The sequence below is a fragment of the Sphingomonas sp. CCH15-F11 genome (assembly GCF_001557005.1).
Lineage (GTDB): Bacteria > Pseudomonadota > Alphaproteobacteria > Sphingomonadales > Sphingomonadaceae > Sphingomonas.
The window spans coordinates 47,308-72,548 of record NZ_LSKG01000130.1; the positions used below are offsets into that span (position 1 = coordinate 47,308).

The window sequence follows — 25,241 nt, forward strand, 5'->3', positions numbered from 1 at the left end:
GGGGCCGCAAGGCCCCCATCCGAACACCCAGTGCCTTTCGTCTAGGCGGTGTCACCGCTCGCGCTCGCCGCCGCCCGGATTTCGGCAAGTTTCGCGGCCAGTTCGTCCTGCCGAAAGGGCTTCATGAGGCGCGGAAAGTCCGGAGTGATCTCGCTGCTCTCGGCATAGCCCGAGACGATCAGGACGGGTGTGCGCGCCCGCAGCGCGCGGCCGAGGGCAACGCCCGACATCCCTGTCATCAGATGATCGGTGACCACGACGCTCGGGTTCATGCCGCACTTCACCAGCTCCAGGGCGTCCTCCGCCGATTTCGCCTCGGTCACCTCATAGCCGATCGCGGAAAGCATCTGGCTGATGCTCGAGCGGACGAGATCGTCATCGTCGACAAGAAGGGCGGTTCCCTCCTGGGGCAGCACTCCCTCGATCTTTGGCGCCGCGCGCTGCGGGGTCTCCGTCGACACGGGAAGGAGAATCTCCACCCGGGTCCCTGCATCGGGAGCGGTCGTGATCGTGAGGGTTCCGCCGAGTTGCCGCGCAAGGCCATGCGCCATCGAAAGGCCAAGCCCTGTCCCCTTGCCCAGCCCCTTGGTCGAAAAGAACGGCTCCACGGCTCGCTTGGCCGTCTCCTCATCCATACCGATCCCGGTATCCGAGACCGCGAGGCTGATATAGCTGCCGGCGCTCAGGCCCTCATCATTTTCCGCGCTGAGATGCCGGGCAGATGCCGAGATGCGGAGCGTGCCCCCTTCGGGCATCGCGTCCCTCGCGTTCACGCAAAGGTTGAGGAGCGCCATCTCGACCTGGTTGTGATCGGCGCGTGCGGAAGGCAGCCCTTCCGGCATCTCGATCACCAGGCTGATTCTTGGCCCGATCGTCGATCCGACCAGTTCGGCCATGCCGCGCACCAGCGTGCCGATATCGACCGCGCGGAGCTGCAGCGGCTGCTGCCGCGCGAAGGCCAGCAGCCGCTGCACGAGCGCCCTCGCCCGCTCGGCCGACTGTATGGCACCCTCGATGAGGCGGCGCTGGCGCTCCGTGCCAACTCCGCTGCGACTCAGGATGTCTAGCCCGCCCACCATCGGCGTCAGCAGGTTGTTAAAGTCGTGGGCGACGCCGCCGGTAAGCTGACCCATCGCCTCGAGCTTCTGCGCCTGACGGAGCGCCTCCTCGGCACGCTTGCGGTCGGTGATGTCGAGCGCTTCCACGATGAGTGCCAGCGTATCGCCTTGCGGACCACGCATCGGCCGCATGCCCACGTCGAACGAGCGCGGGCCGATCGGAAGATGGATGGTCAATTCTTTTTGCAAACTCACGCCCGCTGCGACGCGCAGCACACCAGCCTTCACGGCGTTGTGGAGGTCGGGCGAATGCGCGAACCACGGGGTCTCCCAGAGGAGCTTGCCGACCACATCCTCGAGCCGCGCTTCGATCCCCGCCAGCGCCGTGGCGTTCGCGTCGAGGACGGTCCCATCGAGATCGATGAGCAGCTGATATTGATTGTTGGTCTGGAAAATCGCCCGCATCCGCGCTTCGCCCAACGTTAGCTCGGCGGTCCGCTCCTCGACCTTGCGCTCAAGGGAGCCGGCGAGGCTACGCAGCTCCTCGAGGCGCGCGCGTGCCTCATATTGCCGGCGGCGGGCGCGCAGCGCCGCGCGCGCCAGGCTCATGAGGGTAGTCGGATGGAAGGGGCGTTCGAGGAAGCTGACGTTCCCGAGCCGCTCCAGCAAGCGGGAAGCCTCGGGGTTGCGTTCGAGCCCGCTGCCCTGGTGCACGAGCAGAACGAACGGAAAATCGGACCATTCTGGCTGGTCCGCGATCCATGCCTGTAGCGACCCGGTGTCGGCACCGATCAGCGCCTCCGAGGTGACCACCGCGAGGCCTGCGCCTGCCCGGATCTCCTCGACCAGCCGGGCGACCGAGGGACATTCGAGCGCGGTGATGCCCGCGTTCGCCAAAACGGATGCGGCGACGTCTGCATCCCGGCCGAAAGGCGCGAGGATCAGCGCGCGCTCGGAATGTTCGGGCATCAATGGCGTTCTTCGATCAGCTCAGGTGCATCCCCGAAGAGGCTGCACACGCCGCGCGCCATTCCCTGGAACGAGACCAGCGCTTCGCCGATCCGGACCCCTTCGGCGCCAATGCTATATTCGCGAATGGTGTCTTCATGCGCACCGGTTCGCTTCTTCACGACCGAAATCGCCCGGCGAAGACGGCCGCGGGCCTCGAAGTAGCGCAGCATGATCACCGTGTCGGCGAGATAGGTGACATCGACGGGAGATTGCGTATTGCCGACCAGCCCGCGCTGCGCGATGGTGACGAACGTCGTTGCGCCCTGGCGGTTCAGATACTGCAGCAGCTCGTGCATGTGCAGCACCAGGGCGTTCTCGCCCGGCATCGCGGCCTGGTAACCATTAAGGCTATCCACCACCACCGTCCTCGCGCCATTCTCCTCGACGCATTTCCGGACCCGCGCTGAAAGCTCTCCGGGGGTGAGCTCGGCGGCGTCGATCTGCTCGACCTGCAAGGCACCGGCGTCCATCATCGCGATGATGTCGATTCCAAGCCCTCTTGCCCGTTCGGCCAGGAGTCCGACCTCCTCGTCGAACACGAACAACGCCGCCTTCTCTCCTTTCTTCACGGCCGCAGCGACGAACGTCAGCACGAGCAGAGACTTCCCCGTTCCTGCAGGGCCCAGGATCAGCACGCTCGATCCACGCTCCAGACCACCCCCCGTCAGCGCGTCCAGTTCGGCGATCTCGGTCGTGACCTTGTCGCGCTCGAAGCTGGACCGGTGCTCGGCCGAGATCAGGCGCGGAAATACGCGGGCGCCGCCTCGTTCGATGACGAAGTCGTGATAGCCGCCGCGAAAGCCTCGCCCGCGATATTTGGCGACCCTGATCCGCCGGCGCTCCGGACCGTATTCTCTTGCGAGCTCCTCCAGGCAGACCACACCATGCGCGACGCTGTGAACGGTCTTGTCTTCGGTCTCCGTCGTCATGTCGTCGAGCATCAGCACGATCGTACCCTGGCCCGCGAAATAGTGCTTCAACGCGAGGACCTGTCGCCGGTAGCGAAGCGAGCTCTGCGACAGCAGTCTGATTTCCGAGAGGCTGTCGAGGACCAGCCGGTCGGGCTTCGATCGCGTGAAGGCTTCGAATATTCTCCGGGTCGTCTCCACCAGCTCGAGGTCCGACGAGTAGAGCAAGCTCTGCTGCTGCTTCTCGTCAACGAGGCTATCGGGGGAGATCAACTCGACGATCTCGACGCCGTCGAGCGCCCACCCGTGCGCTGCGGCGGCGGCGCGCAGCTCTTCCTCGCTTTCGGAGAGCGTCAGATACAGCACCTTCTCTCCGTTCCGGGCCCCTTCGAGCAGGAACTGCATCGCGACCGTGGTCTTGCCCGTTCCCGGCAGGCCCTCGAGGAGAAAGACTCTGCCGCGGCTCAACCCTCCACCGAGGATGTCATCAAGGCCCGGCACTCCCGTTCCAGCAGGTTCTTCGCTATTCATCGTACAACTTGCCCCCTTCGAGCATGGGTTCCCCCGACCGTTCTGCGCGACCCGCGCCGCCTGACGATGTATCGCGGGGATGGAGCAACCCTCGTCGGACATGCCGACAAAGCACCCAGCAAAGCCTGGATTGCTGCCCCACGGCGCCCCGCCAGAAAGGGTGCCGGATAAAACATGTATTCGTCGCTGAGCTAGATCAGTCAATCATGCAGGTGCCGGTCAGCCGCTACCCTGCTCGAGGAGCCTGGCGAGCGTTACCCGCCCGCCTGTTCCCCACTGCGCCGATCACCTCCCCCACAGTTTCTCGCCGCGAAGACAACCGCTCGTGGCACTTTACCCCGCCGGTAAAGTGCCACAGCTGTTCATCCCCGGGCTTCTCGCATCGGGAAATTGTCGGATCTAGTCGTCAGAAGACGCACGACGGGCGGCTCACCTTGCCAAATTTTGCCAAACTGCGTATCTAGAACGCCATGAGCACGATGAACATCTCGCTGCCCGACACCCTCAAGGCATTCGTGGACGAGCAGGTCGCGGGCCGCGGCTACGGCACAAGCAGCGAGTATGTCCGCGAACTCATCCGCAAGGACCAGGATCGCCAGCGGTTGCGCCGGCTGCTGCTCGACGGTGCCGAATCTGCCCCGGGCGATCCAGCGGACGACCCGTATTTCGAGGGGCTGCGCGCGCGGGCTCGCCGCACGGCATGACCGCCAAGCGGGTCGTTCCGCGCGAACAGGCTCATCGCGACGTCGAAAACGCTATTGACCATTATGCGCGCGAGGCCGGGCCGGAGATCGCGCTTCGCTTCGTGAATACGCTCGAAGCAGCTTACCGCATGATAGGCGAGCAACCCGGGATCGGTTCCCCGCGCTACGCACATGAACTGGCCCTGCCCGGTCTGCGACATCGCCGGCTCGCCCGCTTTCCGTGGCTCGTCTTCTACGTTGAGCGGGACGATCACATCGATGTCTGGCGCGTGCTCGACGCGCACCGCGACATCCCGGCCTGGCTTGACGATCCCGAAGGCGATGACCGCACATCGCGCTGAGGTCGAGCACGCCAGGCGCTTTCTGAAGACTCCGCAGTCGCGAAACTCGATGCGCGAAACCTCGGAAAGTCCGACCTACCGCAAGAAGGGGGATTCACATGGGAATCAAGATGTGCTTGATTCGTTCTCATGTTCCAGCCGGACTTCTTCGCCGCCGCCACCGATGCGGATCGATCAGCATCGCAGGACGCACCCGCGCTGGACCTGCCGGCTCTTCTCGATCGCCTGACGGCGGTTTGCGAACGCCCACGCTATAGCTTCATGGTGCTCAATCTGATCGCGCAGGCGAGCACACAAAGCGGCTCGGCCGGCCCCTACGTCCGTGACGGGGACCGCCAGGTGCCGGTGCGGGACTGGCTCTGCGATGCCCTCGCTCCGGTCGCCCGGCGGGATCCCCGCCGTCTTGCGATCGCAAGGAAAGTTCGATCGGAGCTCGAGCAGCGCAATGAGCTTCCATCCGACATAGCCGCCGCCGAACAGCTGATCGCCGCGGAGGTTCAGAAGCGAATCCGTCTCTCCGGGCGCACGAACGTGAGCCGAGCGGTTTCGGAACTCGTCAGGGCCGGCTTCGTGCGGCGGCACTATCAGGGCTACCGCGTCGACCATCACAACCGCGGTGCCCAGCGCCAGGCTGTCTACACGGTCACCGACGAGGTGCGGCGCGCGCTTCATCCGCGGTAATGAGCTTGGCGAAAGACTATCCGGCGGCTGCCTGAAGCCCTTGGACAAGCAGCCACAATCGCCGTCAGGGCCCGACGTCAGCCGCACGTGTCTTCACCCGAAGGCCCGTGCTTGCCGGGAAGCCGAGCGCGCTCGCCACGCGATCATTCCATCCATAGGGATCGGAGCGCACCACCGGCTCGCCTGAATCGTCGAAGAGCACCGTCTGGTAGAGCATGCGGACCGGTACGGGTTGCGGCAGCGCGACGTAGCTCTCCTTGCCCGTGGCGCGGGCCCGGTGCCATTCGGCATCAACGCCCTGATCGCGTGCGAGCATCTCGGCGAAGCCAAGAGCGTCCTCGACGCGCACGCAGCCATGGCTGCGCTGCCGCTGCACTTCGGAGAACAGCGCCTTGGCGGGCGTGTCATGCAGATAGATGGACTGCTCGTTCTGCATGTCGAATTTCACAAGCCCAAGCGCGTTCTTCGGACCCGGCTGCTGGACGATCCAGCCATCCTTCCACACCATGTTGTTGCGACGGAGATAGCCGGCGCCCTTGCCGGCGAGCTCCTTGCGCTGGATCGAGCGCGGCACGGTCCAGGTGGGGTTCGCAACCAGCCGCAGGATCGGCGATCCAAGCTGCGGGGTCGCGGTCTCCGGTTCGCCGACAACCACTTTGCGCGTGTCGACGAGCTTGCCGTCGCGCCAGTAGGCCAATCGGGCGGCGGCGAGATTGACATCGATGCGGGTCGCCGGCGGGTTTCTCTCGAGCCACCGCAGCCGCTCCATGTTGACTGCGATCGCACGCGCTCGGTCCGCGTCCGAGAGATTCAGGATCTCCAGCGCATCGGTTCCGATCATCCCATCGGGATCGATGCCATAGTCAGCCTGCATCCGCTTGACCGCAGCCACCATCGGCGGCGTATAGACAGCGCCGGCGGCGGCCTTGTCGAGATAATCGAAGGCTACGAGCTGCGCGGCGATAGCCGGTATGCGCGGATCGCTCTTGCCCGGTTCGATGGGCTTGCCCGCGTCCGGTATCGGCGTGGGAGGCGCGTTGCTCGACTTTCGAAGCGCAACATAGGCCTGCGACAGCCTGCGGTAATTCTCGTCCCCCGGCGCCAAGCTCTCCAGCCACTCGTCCAGCTTTCCTTCCTGCATCGCGCGCGCAAGACCCGCCCGAAGATCAACTTGCGGGCGTGGGACGGTGTAGATGTCGAAGAGCTTTGTCGGATCGGCCGCCCCGCGAGCCAACGTGCCCGCATATGCGAGCGCGGCCTTCGTCAACGCCGCGTCGCGACCCGCTGTGCCCGATCGCTGCTCGAGCGGAAACGGCAGGCGGTCGAGACCGTGAGCCGCACGGGCCTCCATGGCTTTCCTGAGCTGGCCCACCAAAGCCTCGGTCCAGGCTGGTTGGGAAACCGTTCCCCCAGCCTCATGCTGACTCGATGGATTGGTGCGAACCTCGCATGCAGACAGGCCCAGCGAGCCGGCCAGCAACAATGGAACGGCCACATTCACGCGCACTATCATCCCCTTCTAATCGAACCGCAACGCGGCAAAGGCGGTTCCGCTCCGAAGTCCGTCGACCGGCATCCAGGTTCACGAAACGCGCCTCGGCTATGGGCGACCCCTGACAGTTTCACCCCCTCCCCCCCACTGCCATGATTTCGTCTCCGTCGATGCGGTCGTGGCACATCAGCAGCCAGTGCGCGACACGGGTCTCGACCTGGTGATGCACATGGCAGACAATGCCGTGCGCCAGCTAGACTATGAACGTCGGCACATAGAGCTTGAGAAGCGCACGCAGGGGAGGACTCTGCTCCATCAGCTCGATAAGCGTCGATGTATCAATGCGGAGGCCAGTTGCCCCATCGACCTGTACGATCGTGTCGTGCCGAGAACATTCGGCCCCCATCAGCGCGCAAAAGCCTGACAGACCATCACGTCCAAAGATGCCGACTTCCGTGCTGCCGCTCTCCGGCAACGTCGAGACGACGGTCGCAACCCCTCCCTCGGGAAAGTAGATGTGTTCGATCGGTTCGCCCGCCACGACCAGCTTCTGGCCTCGCCCCAACTCGACCGGTGTTAGATGCGGTCGCAGCAGACCGAGATCATCGTTTCCCATCCGTGAAAAAAGGAGATTGGAAGTGAATGATCTACGCGAATCTAACGAGCGCACCCCTCACAGGCTGTGCCAAAGCCCGTCAACATGTTCAGGCGGCCGGCGGCGCATGATGCCAGGGCGCGGGGTGAATCAAGCCGCAGCGAGCAGTTTGATCAACCCACGGGCGTTTGCGGCATGGGTGATGTGATAAGGTACGACTGAGAGTGCGGTTTCAGCCTTCACCCGTCTCAGACCACGAATGAGGAAGCGCGCGCCGACCAATCGATCATTATTCCGGGCGCCGGCAGATGCTGAAGGTAGTCGAGGCTATTCGGCTATGAAGCCGAACGTCCGGAGCGCCAGGTCGATCTGTGCGACGATCCGCTTGCGTGTGAGGCTCTCGCTCCTGCCGAACAGGGCGCAGAGGTGAAGGTCGCCCATCGCCGCGCCCAGCAGCATTCCCGTCACGCGCTCGACATCGCCGATGCTCGGGCACGGACGTTCCAGCTTCACCCGTTCCACGGCCGCCACCAGATAGCGATAGCCTTTCGCCATCACGCGCTCATGGAAATCATCGGCCAGTTCCGGCGCGTGCTCGGCCTCCGCGATGAGAAGCCGCGTGAGGCGGACCTGCCGTGGCGACAGCACGAAGGCGATCACCTCCATCAGGCGGTGGCGCAGCTCCGCCAATGGATCGGCGATCGGCACAGCGTCGCGATCGTCCCAGGGGCAATCATCGGCGGCGACGACAATCGCGGCCAACAGCCGGCTCTTGTCCGTATAGAAGGCGTAGATCGTCTTCTTCGACATGCCGGCGGTTCGCGCCACGTCCTCCATCGTGGCGGCGCCGTAGCCGCGCGTTGTGAACACCTGCTCGGCGGCCTGAAGGATGCGCCGCCGCCGCTCGGTGTCCGAATAGAGCGGAGGTCGTCCCGCCCTGGCGATGGCGTGATCGGGAAGTGTCGAGGAGGTTCTTGACATTACGGAACGATATCGTTTCCTATCACGGTTCAAAACGCTACCGTTTCCGAACCGCCAGCGCAAATCCGGGGCGGAGTGGAAGATATCCGGCAAGGTCATTCGCATTGCAGCCCATAGCATCAAGACGCATCGCACCCATCCTCGGAAGCCTCGGCGCGCTCGCCCCTTTGGCCATCGACATGTATCTTCCGGGCATGCCGCGGATCGCCGCCGATCTCCATGCCGGCGAAGGCGCCGTGCAATTCAGCCTCATGACCTTCTTCGCGGGCCTGATGATCGGTCAGCTCTTCTGCGGCCCGCTCTCCGACAGGATCGGGCGCAAGCCGACGATCTATGCGGGACTGGCGCTGTTTGTCGCCGCTGCGCTCGGCTGCGCGAGCGCGGCGACGCCCGAACAGTTGATCGCCTGGCGCTTCGTGCAGGGCCTTGGCGGCTCGGTCGGCATGGCGATCAGCATGGCCATCATCCGCGATCTCTACACCGGCCATGCCGCCGCCCGCCTGATGGGGCTGATGATGATGGCGCTCAGTGTCGCGCCCGTCATTGCGCCGCTGCTGGGAACGGCCATCCTTGCCTTTGCACCCTGGCCGGCCCTGTTCGTGCTGCTGGCGATCGTCGGCGCTGGCTGTGCGCTACTGGTCGCCACCGTTCTGCCAGAGACGCGGCCGCCTGCCCTGCGGACCGCGACCCGCCCGGCCGACGTGGCGCGCAACTATCTGCATCTGATCGTCAGCCGGCGCTACATCGCCTATGTCGGTGTGATGGCCGTCGCACAGGCGGGTTTCTTCGCTTACCTCGCCGGCTCGTCCTTCGTGTTCATCTCCGTCCACGGCCTGACCCCGGCCGCCTACAGCCTGATCTTCGCCATGAATGCCGTCGGCCTGACGGCCGGCGCGCAACTCGCGCCTCGTCTCATGCATCGCTTCGCCCCGCAGACGATCGTTCGCGCGGCGCTGGCCGTTTATGCGGCGGCAGCGGTCATTCTCGCCCTGCTCGAACTGGGCGGCGGCGCGGGCATCGTGGCGCTGGCCGCCTTGCTGTTCGTGGCAATCACCGCGCTCGCCTTCGTGATGCCGCTGAACAGCATGATGGCGCTCGAATCCTATGGCGCCATCTCGGGCACGGCCGCAGCACTGATGGGCACGATCCAGTTCGCGGCGGGAACCCTCGCATCGCTCATCGTCGGACTCACCGCCGACGGCACCGCATTGCCGATGGTGCTGACGATCGCGGTAAGCGGCATCGCCGCCTGCCTGCTTGCCTTTGGTGTCTTTCCGAGGGCGCGCGTCTTCGAATTGCAGAAGGAACCCGCATCATGATCGGAATCACCGGCGCCACCGGCAAGCTCGGCCGGCTCGTCATCGACACGCTCTTGCAGACGATCCCCGCATCCGACATCGCAGCGCTGGCGCGCAGCCCCGACAAGGCCGCGGAGCTTGCCGCGAAGGGCGTCGCCGTGCGGCAGGCCGACTATGATCGGCCCGAGACTCTCGACAGCGCCCTTGCCGGGATCGAGCGGCTACTGCTGATCTCGTCGAACGAGATGGGTCGGCGCGTGCCCCAGCACCGCGCGGTGATCGCGGCGGCACAGCGCGCAAAGGTGAAGCTGCTGGCCTATACCAGCCTGCTCCATGCCGACCGCTCGCCGCTCGCGGTGCGGGAGGAGCACGTCGCGACCGAGGCGGCATTGGCCGAGGCCGCTATTCCCCACGTCCTGCTGCGCAACGGCTGGTATATCGAGAATTATACGGGCAGCGTCGGCATGGCGATCGATAACGGGTCGATCATCGGCGCCGCCGGTGACGGACGCATCTCGGCCGCCGCGCGCGCCGACTATGCCGCTGGTGCGGCGGCCGTCCTGACGGCCACGGCCGATCAGTCAGGCCAGGTCTATGAGCTTGCGGGCGATACGGCCTTCACTCTCGCCGAGCTCGCGGCGCAAATCACCCGGCTTTCCGGCAAGACCGTCACCTATCGCGACCTGCCGGCGGACGAATGCCGGGCGGCGCTCGTGGTGCGCGGCCTGCCGGAGCCGATCGCCGCGCGGATGGTCGCCTCCGACATCGGCATCGCCAAGGGCGGCCTGTTCGATGACAGCCGCCAGCTCAGCCGGCTCATCGGGCGGCCGACCACGCCGCTGTCGGAGGCCCTCGCAACGGCGCTGAAGGACCGACCCATCAACGCACATTGAGTCCCAGTTCGCTCAAGAGCTGGCCGGCCTGCTCGCGGGAGATCGTCGCACCGCGAAACAGGCTGGCGTCGACAAGCCGTAAGCCGCCCAGGTCGGCGCCGCGCAGATCGGCGCCGTCGAAACGCGATCCCGTCATGACCGCATCGCGCAAACTGCACTCCTCGAAGATCGTCGCGCGGAAGTCGCACCTGCGCAGATCGGCTTGCCCGAAGTCGATCTTCTTCAGGATCCGCTTGCGGAACGATAATCCCGGCAATTTGGCATGGATCAACAGGGTTTCATCAAAGCGGATATCGAGCGCTTTCGCGTTCGACAGGTCCGCGCCCGTCAGCTTGCATCGCTCGAATTTCGCGGCGGCAAGGGTTGATTCGCGCAGGACGCAATTATTGAAGTCGCTGGCGACGAAGATGGCGTCGCTCAGGTCGGCTCCGGTGAATTGCGCGAAAGCGGCGCGGCAAGACCGCCAGGCCGTGCCCTCCAACTTCGCGCCGGTGAAGTCGGCGCGGCGCAGATTGCATCGCTCGAACGTCCAGCGGGATAGGTCCAGTCTGGCGAGGTCGGCCGCTTCGAGATCGCAGTCGATGAGATGAGACGGGGACGCGAGCAGGCGCTCGACATCGGCCCGGGTCAACGCCTGGTCGTGAATTGAGCGATCGGAAAACAGATTATCCACTGGTGACTGGTAGCTCGGTCAGCCAATGTTATCCACACTCGCCATGCCTCTAAGCAATGGCCGCCCGCGGGAAGTCGTGCGTGAATGCGAAATAGCCGATTTAGGGACTATTGGGATTCACCGTGAGTTGATGACGGCGGCTGCGAGTTAGATCATGGCTTCGAAGCTGGGGTCGCTTTTGCAGGCGCGCATGGCGGTGCGTTTGAACTCCTTCAGTTTACAGAAGAAGTTTTCGATCAGATGGGTCCAGGTATAGACGGCGGCATCGATCTGTCGTGCGCCGATGCGTTTGGGGTGCTGCGAGATGATGACGGCGGCGCCGCGCTCATCCAGGTCGGCGAGGATGGCGTTGCTGTCGAAGGCCTTGTCCGCGATCAGCCCTTCAAAGGCGAGGCCGTCGATGAGCGGCGCCACCTCGACGCTGTCGAAGCGCTGGCCGGGGCACCAGCCGGAAGCGCACCAGATTGCCGAGCGCATCGGTCAGCGCCAGGTTCTTGGTCGTCATGCCACCTTTGGAGCGGCCGATGGCCTGGCGCTGATTCCCCCTTTTGCGCCCTGCCCGTGACGGTGGACTTTCGCGATCGTTGCATCGACCATGGCGTATTCCAGGTCAGGCTCGTCCGACAGCGCGTCGAAAATCCGCTTGAACACATCAGCTGCACGCTAGTCGCGAAACCGCCGGAGCGCCGTGCTCCAGTTGCCGAACCGCTCCGGCAGATCGCGCCACGGACTGCCCGTGCGCGCAATCCACAGCACCGCCTCCAGAAACAGCCGGTTGTCTCTACCGCTACGCCCAGGGTCAGTCGGCTTACCCAGACAATGCGGTTCAATCCTCGCCAATGGGCGTCGGTCAGCCATCTCGATCCATTCGCAGCGTGAGTCACATCCGCAACGCAAAGTGAATCTGGAGGGTTCTGTGAGATCGCGCCGCGGTGAGCGTCGACCTTGGCGCCATGGAGGCCAGGATTTTGGCCGACCCCAGTCTGATGCGCACGCGGCGCTGCACCGTCGAGCATCCCTTCGGGACGATAAAACGCATTTCTGGCGCGGTAGATTCCTCACGAGAGGTCTCCGACGGGTAAAGCCGAAGCCGTCCTCTCGGTATTGGCCTACAACATCATCCACGCCACCAATATCGCCGGATCAAAGGCACTTCCGGGATAAGGCCTTCCCTCGTCCAAAACACGGGCGTCAAAGATTCATGGGTGGCGGGCAACTTCCAGTGAGTTTTGGCGAAGCCCGCCTCAGAAGCCCCCCGACATATCGGTGGAACGCCTATGAAGGGCGTGATACAAAATGGGAGGTCCAGCGTAACCTGCCCCACCTCCATCGTCGGGTAGCCGGCACTTGACACGCGAGACCTTAATCTGCGGCCGGCCGGAAGCCATTTCGGTGCAGGCGCACGACAGGATCCGAAAGGAGCACAACGGCTCCGCTCGGGTGGCGCGGGGCCGGCTCGACGCCGAACCACTCATTCGGGAGAGGCGCTGGAGGAGAGTTGCATGAGCAGGGAAGACCTTGAATATTACGTGCGTCGCGCACGCGATGAGGCAGCCGCGGCCGCGGCCGCCCACAGCGTCGAGGCGGCCTCGGCTCACAGGCTGCTGGCGATCGAATATGAGGGGCAGGCGCAGGAGCTAAGGGCAAGGCTGGAGGGCGCCGCGCGGGACAATGACGGGTGGCCCCTCGATGGACCAGTTCGGCGCCGACGGCCCAAGTTGTCGATTAGGACCGTGCGGGAGTTCGCCGACTAGGGCCGGCTTCACGTCAGCGAGAAGCAGAGCCCAAGCGCTCCGCCGGAGTTCCTAGTCCCTAGTTTATAGCTAACCTGGATCGCGATGACGATGCTGCGACAGTTACCGTCATCTCGGCCATGCGCGAGAGATCAGGAGCTGCGGCCCCCGCTGTGGCCCGCTCTTCAGCGAGCATTTCCCGTTTCGCGCCGGAGCCGCTCCTCCCTCACCACCTTGTTATCAAGCCTCGAACCTTGTAATGGACAGGTTCGGAGGTTCTTATGCTTAAGCTGGACGCCGCGACATACTTAATCACACAGGATAATTCAGCCGGTCCGATCATTCAGTTCGTCGACGATGGGTTTGAGCCTCACGGCCCGGTGACCGACGCCGATGGTAATGTCAGCACAGCGAGCGCGGTTGCCTACCTGGTCGCCTATGCGATTCTGGCAGGCGTTATCGGCTACTTCTTTCTCGCAATCTAGCGCCGCGGTCGCTCCCGCAGCTTCGGATCATTGAAGAAGCCGCGGTTGTGGTCGCGATTCACCTCTAGCTGGACGTCGACCGAACCCTGCACGGCGTTGGTCCGAGCAGCCTGCGCCGCGCCACGATCGCTCTCGAGCCGGTCTCCACCTGACTCGATAATCGACTGGGCGGCCCGAGGATCGCCGCCGGCAGGGCCGGACGGATTGTCTGATACGCCATGCGGTCGATACGAGCTCGCGACATCCGCCGCGCTATCGACACCTGGCCGGTGGACTTGGACGAGATCAGGCTCTTGCAGCTTACCAGCGATCTCTTCGCGAATGTCGTCCTGCTTCTCGCGCATCCAGCGCGCTACCATCTCCTGCCGAACGGCGCGCTGGTGGTCGCTGAGGTCAGTCGCCCACAACTCCGGAGCATCCAGGCCGGGGTTTGAAGCCTGTTGCGCCCGATACCACTGCGCCAGATCCTGGCTCATGTTCTCGCTCAGCTGCATGCCGTGCGTCTCGGCGTAACTGGCATCGCGGGAGAGCTGCTGCGACAACTCCTCGAGCTTTCGGGCCGTCTCCGTGTACGACCGGGCACGTGCCAGCGCCTGCTCGTGGGTGAGGGAGGAGCTGGAAGTGGTCGAAGCGCGGCTGAAAACGCCCGAGCGGTCATAAGTGCCATCGGAGGACGTTGCGCCCGTACCATTGGCATGCTCGTCCCGGACCCCGCTGCTCGCGGTACTGGAACTATCAGACGAACGAGTATCTGTCGTTCCATGCCGCAAGGTGTCCTGCTGCTGACCTTGCGTTGTGAGGCTGCCGCCCACGCCTGGCAAGCGACCGAGAACTCTTCCGATGCCGCTACGCGCGCCACCGGTGCCTTGCTGACCACCGCGCAATCCGACTGATACAGAGCCTGACACCTGGTTGACAGTACCCGCCGATCGGTCATGGCCGTTGGACACAGTCAGGCTCTGGCCGGTAGACGACCGATCCTCTAATCCTTGTGAACTGCTGCCAGTCGTCCGGTCAAACTGCTCAACCGACGTGTTCGACGAGCGGCCGCTGCTCGAATCCCAGCCAGACGAACGCTCGCTCGACGTGCCGTACGCACTCCGCTCGGTCTTGGTCCAGGTGAGCATCTCCTGTGCCGCATTGTCGTAGGCCTGCGACTGACGATGCGCCTCGCTTGCCATCTGCCGCCACTCGGCGACAGTGCCTGTCGACATGGTGGGCGTGAATCCCAACCGCGAGATCGCGCCGCTGGTGTCGAACACGTCCTGACCGTTGCCGAAGCCGTTGACGAGAGCGCCATTGTCCTGACGCCATCCGACACTCGCCGCGCCGCCCATGAAACTGGGTGCGGTCTGCCACTGGTCGGCCTGCCGCATGTTCGAGGTCGAGTTCGCCCAGCTCACGTTCCCGTAGGAATAATTGCCGGTAGTCTGCTCCAGCGCCGCAGCTTCCGCGGCATTCTGCGCCGGCGCCAGCATCGACGTCGCCTGCCCGGCGATCGACATCGCTCCCCGCGCGAGACCTCCCGCTAGGAAGGGTATGCTCATCAGCATGAAGCCTGCGATTGTCGCTGTCTCGCCGTTCACGGCGCCTATGCCGGCGTAGCTTCCGAGCGACATCCCGCCGGAGGCGACGCCGTTCGAGGCTGCCTCGGCGCGGGTCATGCAGATCATGTGCAGGATGACGTAAAGCGGTCCCCATGAAGCCAGATAGAAGAACCCCATCGCGTAGCCCTTCAACGAGCTCAGCCCTGTCTGTGGAAGCAGGAAGAGCGGGAAGATGACGGGGAACATCGCGAAGAAGACGACTGTGAGAACGATGTTCAGGATCGGCACCCAGGCCATCGCCTGTTGCGCGATTGAATTATAGGTGTTCCGAGCCTGAATGTCCGCCCGGGTCTGTGCGAAGGTGTCGATCGACGCCGCCCCGCTCCCGCCGGCCATCGAGTTTCGCGCCTGGATGAAGGCGTTGACGGCGGTGTTCTGCCTCATGACGCCAGTGAAATCGTCGCCCGAGCCTGTGAAGGCCGCATTCACGATCGGGACGTCGTGCTTGAGCTTCGCCGCGGCGACAGCATTGCTGAGCTTGGGATAGACCTCCTTTGCCCAAGGCTCCGCGTTCGCCTCGATCATGGTCGCCCATTGGCCGTTCAGCGTGTCATAGGCCTGGCGACACGTGACAATGAAGTTCTGGACCGAGCCGTCGCCTTGCCTCTCCAGCCACTCCTGCGACCGCGCTTGCGAGCCCGGCCCGATCGCCGCCCACAGGTCCGGCGCCTTCGCAAGGTTGGTGAGCGACTTCTGGTAGAGCATCACGTCGCCGAACAGGCAGTTCTTGAAGTGGTTCTCGAGGTTGGTCGAGAACTCCGCGTCGCGGATGGTGAAGTTGCGGGTCGCGTCGAATAGCCGGGCGCCGTACACCATGCCGTTCGTAGTGTAGTTGAGCTCTCCGGGCATGACGAAGACGGTCTCGGCCGTCCGGGTGAGCCAGTCGCCGATTTGGGTGGTGAAGCTCGCGAGGACCCCCAGGCCGAGAGGTACATTCGCCACCGTCGCGGGCGACAGGCTCGGATTGAGGCGGTCGGTCACCTTCACGTCGATCGTCGGGACCATGAGGCATAGGTAGATGCCCGTCGCCTGAAGGAACCAGTTCAACCACGCGCGGAAGTTGAGGGTGAAGGCGACGACGAGGAGCGAGTAGATCAGACCCATGACCATCACGACCCGCAGGAGCGAGCGGTAGCCCCCTCCCCCGGCCCACGCGGCTACGGCATTGAAAGTGTTGACGAGATACTCGCCCCCGCCAACGGTGAAGACCTCGAGCACGCCGCTACCTCCCTGTTACGCGCCTAGAGCAGGCCCTGCGCGTTCAGCCCCCGCGAAAAGTTGAGGGCTGATGACATGCCGGGGGTCATGGTGTTCTGAAGCGTCGACTCCAGCATGATGCTCCGGTTGATGATCTGCATCGTCACCTGGAGCTTGTTGCTCAGCTTGACGTCGCGCTGCGCGAACTTGGCGCGGGTCGCCGCGATCTGCTGGCGCCACTGCGAGGCCGTCTCCTGGTCCGCGGTCTGGTAGAAGACCTTCGCCTGCTCCACCCTGTCGAGCATGTTGTCGAGCATGGCGTTCAGCAGATCGACCGCGACGATTTCAGAGAGCGTCTGAGTCTCGCCGTCGGTGAGCGCGTAGTGGGCGTAGGCCTGAACCGCGAGTATCTTGTAGATCGGAACCGTCGCCATGTTCAGCAGCTGCTTCTCGGCTGCGTCGAGCGCGGTGTCGCTGCGAATTTTGGAGCTCATACTCTTGATCATCGTCGCGATCCGGGGCCGAAGCGCGCTTGAAGCAGGCACGCTGAGCGTCTGGTCCGAGACGTCGGTGCACGGGTCGTTGTTGCACTTCAGGATTTTCACTGCCGGCGCGTTCGCGGTGCCGTCGAGCAATGCCGTCACGACCGCCTCCTCGGCCGGTCCGTAGATCACCACCTTCGGGCCATGCTCGCTGCCTGTCGGCGGGGTCGTGACGATCGTCCCGACCAGCGTCATCACATATTCGGAGAAGGCCTGGTCGAATGCTCCGAACTTTGACGACTTCTTCAGCGCCTCCCACGTATAATTGTGCGGGTCGCCGATGATCTGCTCCTTCATCGCCGGGTCGGTGTTGCCAGCGAGCGTCGCGTCCCTCTGGCCCCCGTTGTTGCAGCCTTGGCGGGACGCGGCCCAGTCCGAGAAGACGCCCTGGCTGTTGCCGACAGCCTCGCAGATGGTCGATCGGGTGGTTTCCATCTGCGGCCAGATCCCGCCCACCAGCGCCTGCGCGGTCTCGCAGCTCGAGATGTTCATCTGGTTGAGGAGCTGAGCCTTCTGGCTGAACTCGTCCATGACCTTGCCGATCTCAGGCGAGACGCTGTCGATCGCCAGCTTGAAGGCGAAGCCGAGCGCGTTGTTCGCCGTCGCCTTCAGCATCGCGACGATCTCGCTCGCGTTGATGAAGCTGAAGGAGCCGGAGAACAGGTCGATACCCCCGCATCCCGCCCGCGCGCTTGGGAGCTGCAGGTTGAAGGGCGACACGCTCTTCTGCGGGAAGCGCGTCCAGACGTTGCCGAGCGAGTAGTAGCCGGCCGACTGCCCCTGGAACGCCGTTGGCCCGGTGACGTTCGCCGCGCCGCCGGCGTCGTTGAAGAACCCGTTCATCTCCGAGGCGACGTCCGCCCGTGCGACACCGATGAGCGCGAAATGCGATGCGGCGACCATGGAGAGGGCGGCGCCGGCGCGGTGAGCCAGCCTTTTCAGTCGACCCTTCTGCCGTTGAATGGACATCAGTAGTCGCTCCCGACCTTGGTGTTGGTGAGCATGAAGATGCGATCCATGATCTCATCGGCGCTGAGGATGCCGTAGCCGACGGGGATGGTGCGCTTCGTCGCGGTGTCGAACAGGACGAGTGCCGGCGTCTCGTTGCCGGGTATCCCCATCCGCGCGCGCTGGCCGGAGTCGACCACATAGTTGGGGAAGTCGCGGCTCGGCCCGCCGTCCATCGAGACGGCCATCACGGCCATGCGGTGACCGTCCGCGACCGATCGCAGGATCGGCGAAAAGACCTCGCACGCGCCGCAGCTCTGCGCGTAGAAGTAGAACAGACCGTAGCGCTGACCGAGGTTGGTCAGCACCTGGTCGCGGTCGGCCTTCCGGTTGTCGAGCCAGGCGCGCTTGGCCACCGTGTTGACCGGCCGCTGCAGCGTGTAGTCGATGTCCGGATTCTGCCAGAGCGCACGCTGCCAGGTGTCCGAAAAGGTCGACGCGCGGTCCAGCTGCTCACGCTGGAAACGGACATAGGCAATGACGTTCTCTTCCGACGGATCGAGGATCGCCCGCGCCTTCAGCTCATCCAGTTGCCGCGTGATGGCCTCGAGGCGCTCCGCCGCGCTCTGCTCGGACGTCTGCGGCTGCGCCTTCGCGGTCTCGGGCGGCTTCGGCTTGGTGCAGTAGAACCATTGTCCGAGCCTGCGCTCGCCGCAGTAGAAATCGTCGCTGCGGTCGGACGCCTCGACGCTGTCGTCCCGACGCTCGGCATCCTGCGCCCGCAGCGGCGCCGCCAGGGGCGCGACCGCCAGCAGGAGCATCGCCAGCTTCGCGACCTTGGACATGCTCATCGTCCTTCCTTTTGATCTGCCGCACCGTCCGGGGATGGCGCGGGGTGGTTGAGCGGTGCGGTGGGCGGCGCCTTCCACAGCGCGAGGTCGAGGCAGCAGTCGAAGGCGGAGGTGATGGTTGCGTGGCGACTGCACGGTGAGGCGGGCGCGGACATAGGCGCTGCAGGTGCTGGCTGGCCGACGCCGGCGAGCAGCACCGCCAAGATCGCTGGCTCAAAGATCGCGAATGCCATGGTCCAGTTCTCCTTTCGACAAGCGCAGCACGGACATCATCAGAGCGACATCGATCAGCCGCGTCCCATGGTCGAGCATCCGCACCATGCCGCTCATCAGCGGTCGCGCCGCACGGCGGCCTTCCTCGGTTGCGCAAAGGCCATGACCCTTTTCCGCGAGCCACCGATTGGCCAGCATGTGCTCGATCGGCGCAGCTGCGGCCGGCGGGTCGACCACGCATTCGAACCAGCCGCCGATCACCTTGCAGATGTCCTCCACGCGCCGCGGCTGCCCGGCGCGATACAGGCACATGAAAATCGCCAGCTCGAACACGGTCATCTTCCAGTCACACCCTGGAGCGCCGGCAGAGAGCAGGTCATTCGCCGTGGCCGTCATCTCGATCCCCTGGCTCGTGGCTGGTCATGGCTTGCCTCCATGCAGGTCGTAGTAGTTCTGAATCTTCGACTGAATCTCGGTCATCGTCTGGACCTCGTCCGGCAGCTTGGCCGCGTCGAGGAAGTCGGCGTACACTTCCGTGAAGTCCATTTTCGAGAGATCGAGCCGCTGGAACTCGGCAATGCTGAAGCCCTTGCACTGCTCGTTCTTGGGCTTCCCCCAAGGTTTGTTCAGCTGGACGCGGCCCTGCTCCTGAAGGACACGGCTCAGCTTGCTTTCGAAGCAGCAATAGGCGGTCTTCTTCGTCTTGCAGATGCCGAGGAAGCTGGACGAGCACCAGGTTCCGACCTTGTGGCAGAAACCCATGCGGTCCTTGATGTCGAGCTTCATCTCGTCCTGGGAGCAGGCGAACAGCGCCAGGAACGGGGTCGCGAGCGCGGCGATCGCGACGGGCCCGCCGGCGAGCGCTGCGCCGCCTGCGGCGACCGTCAGCGCGCCGGATACCTTGCCCGCGCAGCAGTTGATGAGGCCGAAGACCGGCTTGTGGCAGGTGTCCCGCGTTCCCGAGAAGACGGTGAGATTGTTCGGGTCGAAGCCCTTTGAAGCGTCGTCGATCGCGTGCAACGCGACCAAGGCGTCCTTGAACTCGGTCGAGGCCTCGCGGGTAATCGGCTCGCAGTCCCCGTTGATGCAGTAGACATCGTCACCACAGATGTACTGCGGCGCGTTTGAGGTCGGGGTGTCCGGTGTTGGGCAACGATAGACCTTCTCCTTGACCTTGCACGCACCCTGCTGCGGGTCGTCCAGGCAGTCCTCGCGCAGAAACGTGCACTGTCGGTTCGCGTCGAGATCGCCGCAGTCGTTCCCTGCGCTCATGACATTGCAGGTGAAGTCGCGCTTCCACGCCCAACAGGCCTGCGTGACCGGCACGCCGTCGATGATCCGGGTCTCAGGTCCTTCGGTGCAGACCTCGCCGGCCGCGGCAGCGGTGCACATCGCATCGGCTGCCATTTCGGCGCAGCCGTCGACCCGCTTCACCGTCACCCTGGTCTGGACGGTCTTCTCGTGCCAGCCCTCGCCAGTGATGGGGCTCGGCAAGAGGGCGATATCCCCCAGGCTCTGCGAGCAGACATACTCCGTCGCATAGTAGTCGTCGCAGAACTTGTTGGTGGACACGCCGTAAATCCGGTGCGCGGCGCAGGCCTGCATGGCCACGCCCGTGGGCTTGCAGGTTCCGGCCGCGACGTGCGGCGCCATCGAGGAATAGCGTGCGAACGGCGTACCGTAGGCGCTGTCGGGAACGACGAAATACTTGTACGCGTCGGTTTTCGTGATCTCAGGCGCCATCCTGATAGAACAGGACCTCGGCACTTCGTCGAGCTTCGTTCCCTGGTTGCACGTCGCCTCGTAATATCCTCCCGCGCCGGAACCTGGCGGGAGCGGTTGGCACTGGCCGGTGGTCGAGCCGATATTCTCATCGGCGAGGTAGGCCGACGGATCGTTCTCGATCGACGTTGCGCGCGACGTCGTTGCAAGGATCTCCGTGTTGCTGAAGGCGGGCCGCGTGCGATCAGCGTCGGTGACGGTCCGGTAGGACTCGTTCGTCGACCGCTGGGCCGTCCCCGCCGCGATGAGCGCATCCGGATCGTCGAAGTAGGTGCTCTGCGGCTGATTGGTCCCGGAATAGCCCGGCACGGCATGGGCCTGCGCCTCCGAATTGGGAACAAGGCTCTCATCTCCCCGCTTCGCGTTGCCAAACGCCTTGCCTTCTTCGCGCGCCTGCTCGATCGTCATCTGCTGCGCGCCAGCAGAGCTGATCGTCAGGCAGACGCCGGCAAGCACGGCCACGATGGCGCGAAGGTTCATTGGCGCCGGCTCCGCGCCAGGTTGCCGAGCGCCACCGATGCGATGCGCGCGCCCGGTCCGTTGGCCTCCGCGAAGGTGTTGAGGGCATAGTCGACCGTGACGTTGCCCTCAATGCGATCATGGGGCGGAACCTTGGTCTGGCAGTGAAATCCGGCGCACAGGTCGAAGGTCGACGAGACCGCCACATATGTCGGTACCGCCTGCACGTCGAAGGCGCGGAAAAGCCGCGGGTCGATGCCGATATTCGGCATGTCGCCCTTCTGCACGACCTGGCCGAGACGGCTGACGAACTCCTTGGCCGAGTTGTTGGGGAAGCCGCGGAAAACGACGACGCCGCCTGCCCGCGCGGTATCGGCGATCAGCTGCTTGAGCGTCGCCGGCGGCATCGACAGGCTGGCGAAGACGATGAACTGCGGGGCATCGCCCCCCGGGACATTGGCATTTGTCGCCGCGCCCTGCACCAGCTCGTCGAAGTCGATCTTACCTTCCGGTCCCTTTGGCAGATCGGTCGCGGCAACCCGCTGCATGTTGTCGATGCCCGACTTACGGACGGCGCTCGCCTGCTCGCGGAATTCGTCACCGCGGTCCTTTACCTGGTCGACGAAGGCCTGCGCTTCTGCTGCCATGTCGGCCGCGCGCTTCTTGACGGCCTGAACGTCGACCCCGTCGACGGATTGCGCGAGCAATGCCGAAAGACCAGCAGTGCCGAGAAGCGCGACGATGCCCGATGTCAGAAGACGCATGTCTCTCTCCTCAGAACACGCAGCAGTTGCGCTTGCGCCAGACGAGGTAGCCCATGTCCTCGCCGCCGGCGGGAAAGGCGCGTCCAGCATCGGGCGGCATGGTCGAGGCGCCGATCGCCGAGCAGGCGAACCGGCCGCTCACCGTCGGGATCGGGTTGACCATCTGGAAGCGGTATTGCTGCTTCCGCATGATCGGCATCAGGTACTTCTTGCAGAGCCCCTGCGAGCCCATCGTGCCCCAGGCGAGGCCTTCGCGGTGCATCTTGTAGGCGAACCGGGAAAGCGCGAGCCGCGACGACTGGACATGCCCGATCGAGGCGGGAATATTGCCGTTGAGCGGATACATGCTGCCCTGGCACCCCGCGCACCAGAACAGCGCGTCGAGCGGCAGCGCGGCCGTTCCCGCAATGCAGTCGCCCGCGCACGCCGCCTTTGCGATCGGGTTCGCGAAGACGATCGCCTCGGGGTTGATGATCGCGGTCAGCGAGTCATCCTGCCACAGCGGATCGACCTCGGTCATATAGGCGATGTCGAACGATGCCTGCTCGAAGCAGATGAAGTCGGTCAGGATCTCCATCCAGTATAGGAGCGGGTAGACGTACCAGTGGACGTGCCACTTCGCCGTGCTCTGTGACCGGCCGCCTACCATCGACGGCCCGGCTAGGTAGCCCTGGCCGATGTCGAAGCCCGGCGCGATCCGCGTTCCCCCGAGGTTGGGAAAGCACCACGGCTTCATCGTTACGTCCGCCAGCCTCGCGGGCTCCCAGAAGCCGACCGAGATGCCGATGCGGGGCAAGGGGTCGGCGCACGCGCAGACCGGCGACGCAGGATTGTTGGTGTCGGGGCGGCTGCCCGGCCAGATCTTCGCCCCGCCGATCGAAAGCGGAAAGAGGCACGACCAGCAGACGTCCGTGATGGGATTCACGAACTTGCCCGTGCACGTCGGCGCCGCCTCGGCGCGCGGCGCCAGGGCCACCACCACGAGCAGCAGCCCCAAGACGCCGAGGATGGCCCTCAGCCAGCGCATCAGCCCGCCTCCCCCGTCTCTTGGAGGAAGGCGCTGTCGGCCGCATTCTTCCGGCGAAGATAGAGCCAGGTGTACAGCGCCGCCGCGGCGAGCAGCGCGGCCGCGAGGCACGGCGCAGCCCGGCCAAGGGCGGCATGGAACTGCGCGAAGAACCCCACGACCGACGCGACCGACAGGCACAGCCCCTGCCACACCAGCCGCATGCGGCGAAGGGCGCCGGTTTCCGGTGCGGCCATGGGGGTCCGCAGAAGGTCCAGCCAAAGCGGCATCAGCTCTTTGCTCCCGGCTCGAGGACGGTCTCCGAGACGCGCAGCAGACTGCCGGTCTGCGACACCACGGCCGGGGTGTGGCGGATGCCGAACTTGGCGGTCAGGCGACCGTCCTGGTCGAAGAAGAACCGGCGCTTCCGCGCCGTCATCGACTCGATCGGCGAGCCCTTGACGAAGATGATCTTCGCGTTGAACTCGGTGAACCGTCGGGTCGCCCACACGACCTGCGCCGTATCGTCGCCGTCGACAAAGACGAGGCTCTGCCGCATCGATACGAAGTCGAGCGGATTGATCCTCTGCCCGGCTTGCGCGATCACCTGTCCTTTGTGGTCCCGGATCTCGCGCTCGAGCGTGATGCTCGGGTCATAGTCCCAGGCCCGCGGCTCCTCGGCAGGCGTGATGCCGGCCACCGGCACCGGGCGCCGCACCTTGGCCTCCACGCGCTTGGCGAAGGCCGCGTTGACGCGGTCCATCTCTCCCGTCGCCTGCGCGCGTTGCAACCGAGCCTCGATGGTGGAGAGCAGGTCGGCTTCGATGACAGGGAACGTCTGCCCGAGCTGGCCGAAGTCCCGCGCTTCGCCCCGCTCCGATCCGGTGACCAGGACCCCGGCGCCCAGACAGGCAGCACCGGCGAGCGAGGCAGCGACCGCGCGGATCACAGGATCGCCTCGCCGGTGCCGACAATCTGGCGCCGACAGGCAAAGCCGATCGCCGCGTAGCGGGAGTCGAAACCATCCTTGTGGGGGGTGCCGACATAGTAGCAGCCCGCCGGTATCACGCCGCTCGGCCCGATCGGGAGCCGCTCGCCGCTTCTGGTCGTGGGCTTGGTGTAGCCCACGACCCGTCCGTTCACCGTCACGGCGCGGTGCCAGTGCGCCACAACGTCGCCCGGCAGGCCGTAGACGATCTTGCCGAACATCTGCGGCTTGTCGCCGAAATGGCGCCGCACCAGGTCGCTGGGGGGCGGATCGAAGAAGACGTACTCGCCCCTGACCGGCACCTTGTTCCGGTGGATGACGAACGCCCAGTTCGGGAGCGAGTCTGTGGTGTTGATCAGGAGCGCGTGATTGTCGCGCCAGTCGCTGATCGCGCCGAGCACCACGCTTCCCGCGACGAGCCCGCCATACAGGCCCCAAAGTCGTTTGCGCGGCCGCCAGGGGGCGGCCGTCGCATTACTGACCGGCACTGCCATCGGGACCTCCAAAGGTGGTGATCGCTGCCCCGGGGATTGCCGCGGAAGGCGCAGCGCCGGCACCGGAGCCGGCCTGCGGCATGGCCGCTCCGGCCGGGACGGCCACCATCGGCTCGAGCGTTGCGCCGGTAGCGGCAGCGGGCCCGCCGGGCATCGATGGCGTCGCCGGTCCCGGCGCCATCTGCTGCTGGAGCTGCTGCATCTCCTGAGCGCTCGCCGGCCGGGGTTGGCGAACGCCGCTCGCATAGACGGCCTTCCGCAGGCTGTCGGTGATGTCGGGCACGTTCTTCGTCAGCACCGCCTCGCCGACCAGCACCACCTGCCCCCCCGCACCGCGGCGCTGGAGTTCGTGGTCGAGCGAGGACATGAAGGCACGCATCTCGGCCTCGACCTGCCCGGGCGGCGACGCGGAGCGCGCCTGCGCGCTCACATACTCGCCAACGATGTTGGAGAGGCTCGCCTTGACGATATGCTCCTCGCGGGGCTCGACGAGTGCCTTGGTCACCCACATCGCCCAGATCAGTGCGACGATCAGGATCGCGCCCATCACCAGCTGAGCCCGCGTGAATCCGCCGAAACCACGCCCGGAACGGGCCGGCGCAGCGGCCTTCGGCGCCGTCGGAGGAGCTTGAAGGTCGAGCTGGGGCTGATCAGACATCGGTGTTGCTCCCCTTGGGATCGCGCGAAGGCAGGATGCTGTGCCGGCGGAAGAAGATGACCGCGGCCGCGAGAAGCATGTGCGCGACGATCAAGACGTGCCGGAATGACGTGATGCGAGCGGCCTCGGCGGCGACGTACCGGCTCGCAAGATTGTCGAGCTGGTGCATCATCCCGTCGAACGAGAAGCCGCCGATGGCGAGGAAGAAGAGGACGAACAGGCCCCAGGTGATGAGCAGGGTCGACGCGAGGAACCCTGCCATGTGGAGGTAGAAGTAAAGCAGAAAGCCGACATCGAGCCCGCGCGACGGGCGTCGGGGGCTGGGGGTGGTCGGCTCTGTGAGCATCG

The 25,241-nt window shown here is 65.0% G+C and carries 25 protein-coding genes and 1 pseudogene; 6 read left to right on the top strand and 20 right to left on the bottom strand.

All coding sequences use genetic code 11. The features are described from left to right. Nucleotides 1–41: 41 nt before the first annotated feature. Both AX709_RS12215 and AX709_RS12220 read right to left on the bottom strand, forming a co-directional pair. Nucleotides 42–2,027, bottom strand: a complete 1,986-nt coding sequence (locus AX709_RS12215; protein WP_007406594.1) for a PAS domain-containing sensor histidine kinase — start codon at nt 2,025–2,027, stop codon at nt 42–44. Continuing rightward, nucleotides 2,027–3,508: an ATPase domain-containing protein gene (locus AX709_RS12220; protein ID WP_037569798.1), complete on the bottom strand. Its 1,482-nt coding sequence runs from the start codon at nt 3,506–3,508 to the stop codon at nt 2,027–2,029. Before AX709_RS12220 ends, AX709_RS12215 begins: the two co-directional genes overlap by 1 nt. Before the next feature lie 479 nt (nt 3,509–3,987). Here AX709_RS12220 and AX709_RS12225 point away from each other — a divergent pair, with 479 nt between their 5' ends. From AX709_RS12225 to AX709_RS12235, 3 genes are all read left to right on the top strand, one after another. Continuing rightward, a complete protein-coding gene (locus AX709_RS12225; protein ID WP_007406591.1) occupies nt 3,988–4,212 on the top strand; it encodes a ribbon-helix-helix domain-containing protein in 225 nt (74 codons plus the stop codon). Next, the gene (locus AX709_RS12230; RefSeq protein WP_007406611.1) at nt 4,209–4,553 is read left to right on the top strand and encodes a type II toxin-antitoxin system RelE/ParE family toxin; all 345 of its coding nucleotides are present in this window, start codon (nt 4,209–4,211) and stop codon (nt 4,551–4,553) included. The genes AX709_RS12225 and AX709_RS12230 overlap by 4 nt, the downstream gene beginning before the upstream one ends. A gap of 129 nt (nt 4,554–4,682) precedes the next feature. After that, nucleotides 4,683–5,234 carry a hypothetical protein gene (locus AX709_RS12235; protein WP_007406600.1) on the top strand — a complete coding sequence of 184 codons (552 nt, stop codon included), beginning with the start codon at nt 4,683–4,685 and terminating at the stop codon, nt 5,232–5,234. A gap of 64 nt (nt 5,235–5,298) precedes the next feature. Here AX709_RS12235 and AX709_RS12240 read toward each other — a convergent pair whose 3' ends face one another. From AX709_RS12240 to AX709_RS12250, 3 genes are all read right to left on the bottom strand, one after another. Then, entirely contained in the window at nt 5,299–6,741 is a 1,443-nt protein-coding gene (locus AX709_RS12240) for a L,D-transpeptidase family protein (protein WP_443026333.1), read from the bottom strand. A 238-nt stretch (nt 6,742–6,979) separates the two neighbouring features. Then, nucleotides 6,980–7,342: a Crp/Fnr family transcriptional regulator gene (locus AX709_RS12245; protein WP_050794223.1), complete on the bottom strand. Its 363-nt coding sequence runs from the start codon at nt 7,340–7,342 to the stop codon at nt 6,980–6,982. A 306-nt stretch (nt 7,343–7,648) separates the two neighbouring features. Next, entirely contained in the window at nt 7,649–8,302 is a 654-nt protein-coding gene (locus AX709_RS12250) for a TetR/AcrR family transcriptional regulator (RefSeq protein ID WP_007406599.1), read from the bottom strand. Here AX709_RS12250 and AX709_RS12255 point away from each other — a divergent pair. After that, entirely contained in the window at nt 8,281–9,621 is a 1,341-nt protein-coding gene (locus AX709_RS12255) for a multidrug effflux MFS transporter (protein ID WP_197432034.1), read from the top strand. The genes AX709_RS12250 and AX709_RS12255 overlap by 22 nt on opposite strands. Then, nucleotides 9,618–10,493 carry an SDR family oxidoreductase gene (locus AX709_RS12260; RefSeq protein ID WP_007406583.1) on the top strand — a complete coding sequence of 292 codons (876 nt, stop codon included), beginning with the start codon at nt 9,618–9,620 and terminating at the stop codon, nt 10,491–10,493. The genes AX709_RS12255 and AX709_RS12260 overlap by 4 nt, the downstream gene beginning before the upstream one ends. Here the strand turns inward: AX709_RS12260 and AX709_RS12265 are convergent. Both AX709_RS12265 and AX709_RS18300 read right to left on the bottom strand, forming a co-directional pair. Then, nucleotides 10,480–11,166: a pentapeptide repeat-containing protein gene (locus AX709_RS12265; protein WP_007406590.1), complete on the bottom strand. Its 687-nt coding sequence runs from the start codon at nt 11,164–11,166 to the stop codon at nt 10,480–10,482. The genes AX709_RS12260 and AX709_RS12265 overlap by 14 nt on opposite strands. Nucleotides 11,167–11,313: 147 nt before the next feature. Further along, nucleotides 11,314–12,024: pseudogene (locus AX709_RS18300) on the bottom strand (IS5 family transposase). Nucleotides 12,025–13,180: 1,156 nt separating this feature from the next. On the opposite strand from AX709_RS18300, the gene AX709_RS12280 reads away from it, so the two are divergent. Continuing rightward, nucleotides 13,181–13,384: a hypothetical protein gene (locus tag AX709_RS12280; protein WP_037569807.1), complete on the top strand. Its 204-nt coding sequence runs from the start codon at nt 13,181–13,183 to the stop codon at nt 13,382–13,384. Here AX709_RS12280 and AX709_RS12285 read toward each other — a convergent pair. The 13 genes from AX709_RS12285 to AX709_RS12340 form a co-directional block, all read right to left on the bottom strand. Beyond that, nucleotides 13,381–16,209 carry a conjugal transfer protein TraG N-terminal domain-containing protein gene (locus tag AX709_RS12285; protein ID WP_066549624.1) on the bottom strand — a complete coding sequence of 943 codons (2,829 nt, stop codon included), beginning with the start codon at nt 16,207–16,209 and terminating at the stop codon, nt 13,381–13,383. The two genes, AX709_RS12280 and AX709_RS12285, sit on opposite strands and share 4 nt — an antisense overlap. Before the next feature lie 23 nt (nt 16,210–16,232). Then, a complete protein-coding gene (locus AX709_RS12290; protein ID WP_066549629.1) occupies nt 16,233–17,633 on the bottom strand; it encodes a conjugal transfer protein TraH in 1,401 nt (466 codons plus the stop codon). A 65-nt stretch (nt 17,634–17,698) separates the two neighbouring features. After that, nucleotides 17,699–18,523, bottom strand: a complete 825-nt coding sequence (locus tag AX709_RS12295; protein WP_066549654.1) for a conjugal transfer protein TraF — start codon at nt 18,521–18,523, stop codon at nt 17,699–17,701. Between the two features lie 2 nt (nt 18,524–18,525). Next, complete coding sequence (locus AX709_RS18310; protein ID WP_082052519.1) at nt 18,526–18,762, bottom strand: hypothetical protein; 237 nt, start codon at nt 18,760–18,762, stop codon at nt 18,526–18,528. Beyond that, a complete protein-coding gene (locus AX709_RS12300; RefSeq protein ID WP_231727521.1) occupies nt 18,743–19,138 on the bottom strand; it encodes a hypothetical protein in 396 nt (131 codons plus the stop codon). The genes AX709_RS18310 and AX709_RS12300 overlap by 20 nt, the downstream gene beginning before the upstream one ends. 24 nt (nt 19,139–19,162) lie before the next feature. Further along, nucleotides 19,163–21,004 (bottom strand): conjugal transfer protein TraN, encoded by a 1,842-nt coding sequence (locus AX709_RS12305; protein ID WP_007406612.1) that lies wholly within the window; start codon nt 21,002–21,004, stop codon nt 19,163–19,165. Beyond that, nucleotides 21,001–21,747 carry a type-F conjugative transfer system pilin assembly protein TrbC gene (gene trbC, locus AX709_RS12310; RefSeq protein WP_007406615.1) on the bottom strand — a complete coding sequence of 249 codons (747 nt, stop codon included), beginning with the start codon at nt 21,745–21,747 and terminating at the stop codon, nt 21,001–21,003. Before trbC ends, AX709_RS12305 begins: the two co-directional genes overlap by 4 nt. A gap of 10 nt (nt 21,748–21,757) precedes the next feature. Further along, entirely contained in the window at nt 21,758–22,774 is a 1,017-nt protein-coding gene (traU, locus tag AX709_RS12315) for a conjugal transfer pilus assembly protein TraU (protein WP_007406589.1), read from the bottom strand. Beyond that, nucleotides 22,774–23,043, bottom strand: a complete 270-nt coding sequence (locus AX709_RS12320) for a hypothetical protein (RefSeq protein WP_007406606.1) — start codon at nt 23,041–23,043, stop codon at nt 22,774–22,776. Before AX709_RS12320 ends, traU begins: the two co-directional genes overlap by 1 nt. After that, nucleotides 23,043–23,702, bottom strand: a complete 660-nt coding sequence (traW, locus tag AX709_RS12325; RefSeq protein ID WP_007406603.1) for a type-F conjugative transfer system protein TraW — start codon at nt 23,700–23,702, stop codon at nt 23,043–23,045. Before traW ends, AX709_RS12320 begins: the two co-directional genes overlap by 1 nt. Further along, a complete protein-coding gene (locus AX709_RS12330; protein WP_042469292.1) occupies nt 23,699–24,235 on the bottom strand; it encodes a S26 family signal peptidase in 537 nt (178 codons plus the stop codon). Before AX709_RS12330 ends, traW begins: the two co-directional genes overlap by 4 nt. Beyond that, nucleotides 24,216–24,893: a type-F conjugative transfer system protein TrbI gene (locus tag AX709_RS12335; RefSeq protein WP_037569809.1), complete on the bottom strand. Its 678-nt coding sequence runs from the start codon at nt 24,891–24,893 to the stop codon at nt 24,216–24,218. The genes AX709_RS12330 and AX709_RS12335 overlap by 20 nt, the downstream gene beginning before the upstream one ends. Beyond that, the gene (locus AX709_RS12340; protein WP_007406604.1) at nt 24,886–25,239 is read right to left on the bottom strand and encodes a hypothetical protein; all 354 of its coding nucleotides are present in this window, start codon (nt 25,237–25,239) and stop codon (nt 24,886–24,888) included. The genes AX709_RS12335 and AX709_RS12340 overlap by 8 nt, the downstream gene beginning before the upstream one ends. Nucleotides 25,240–25,241 lie beyond the last annotated feature (2 nt).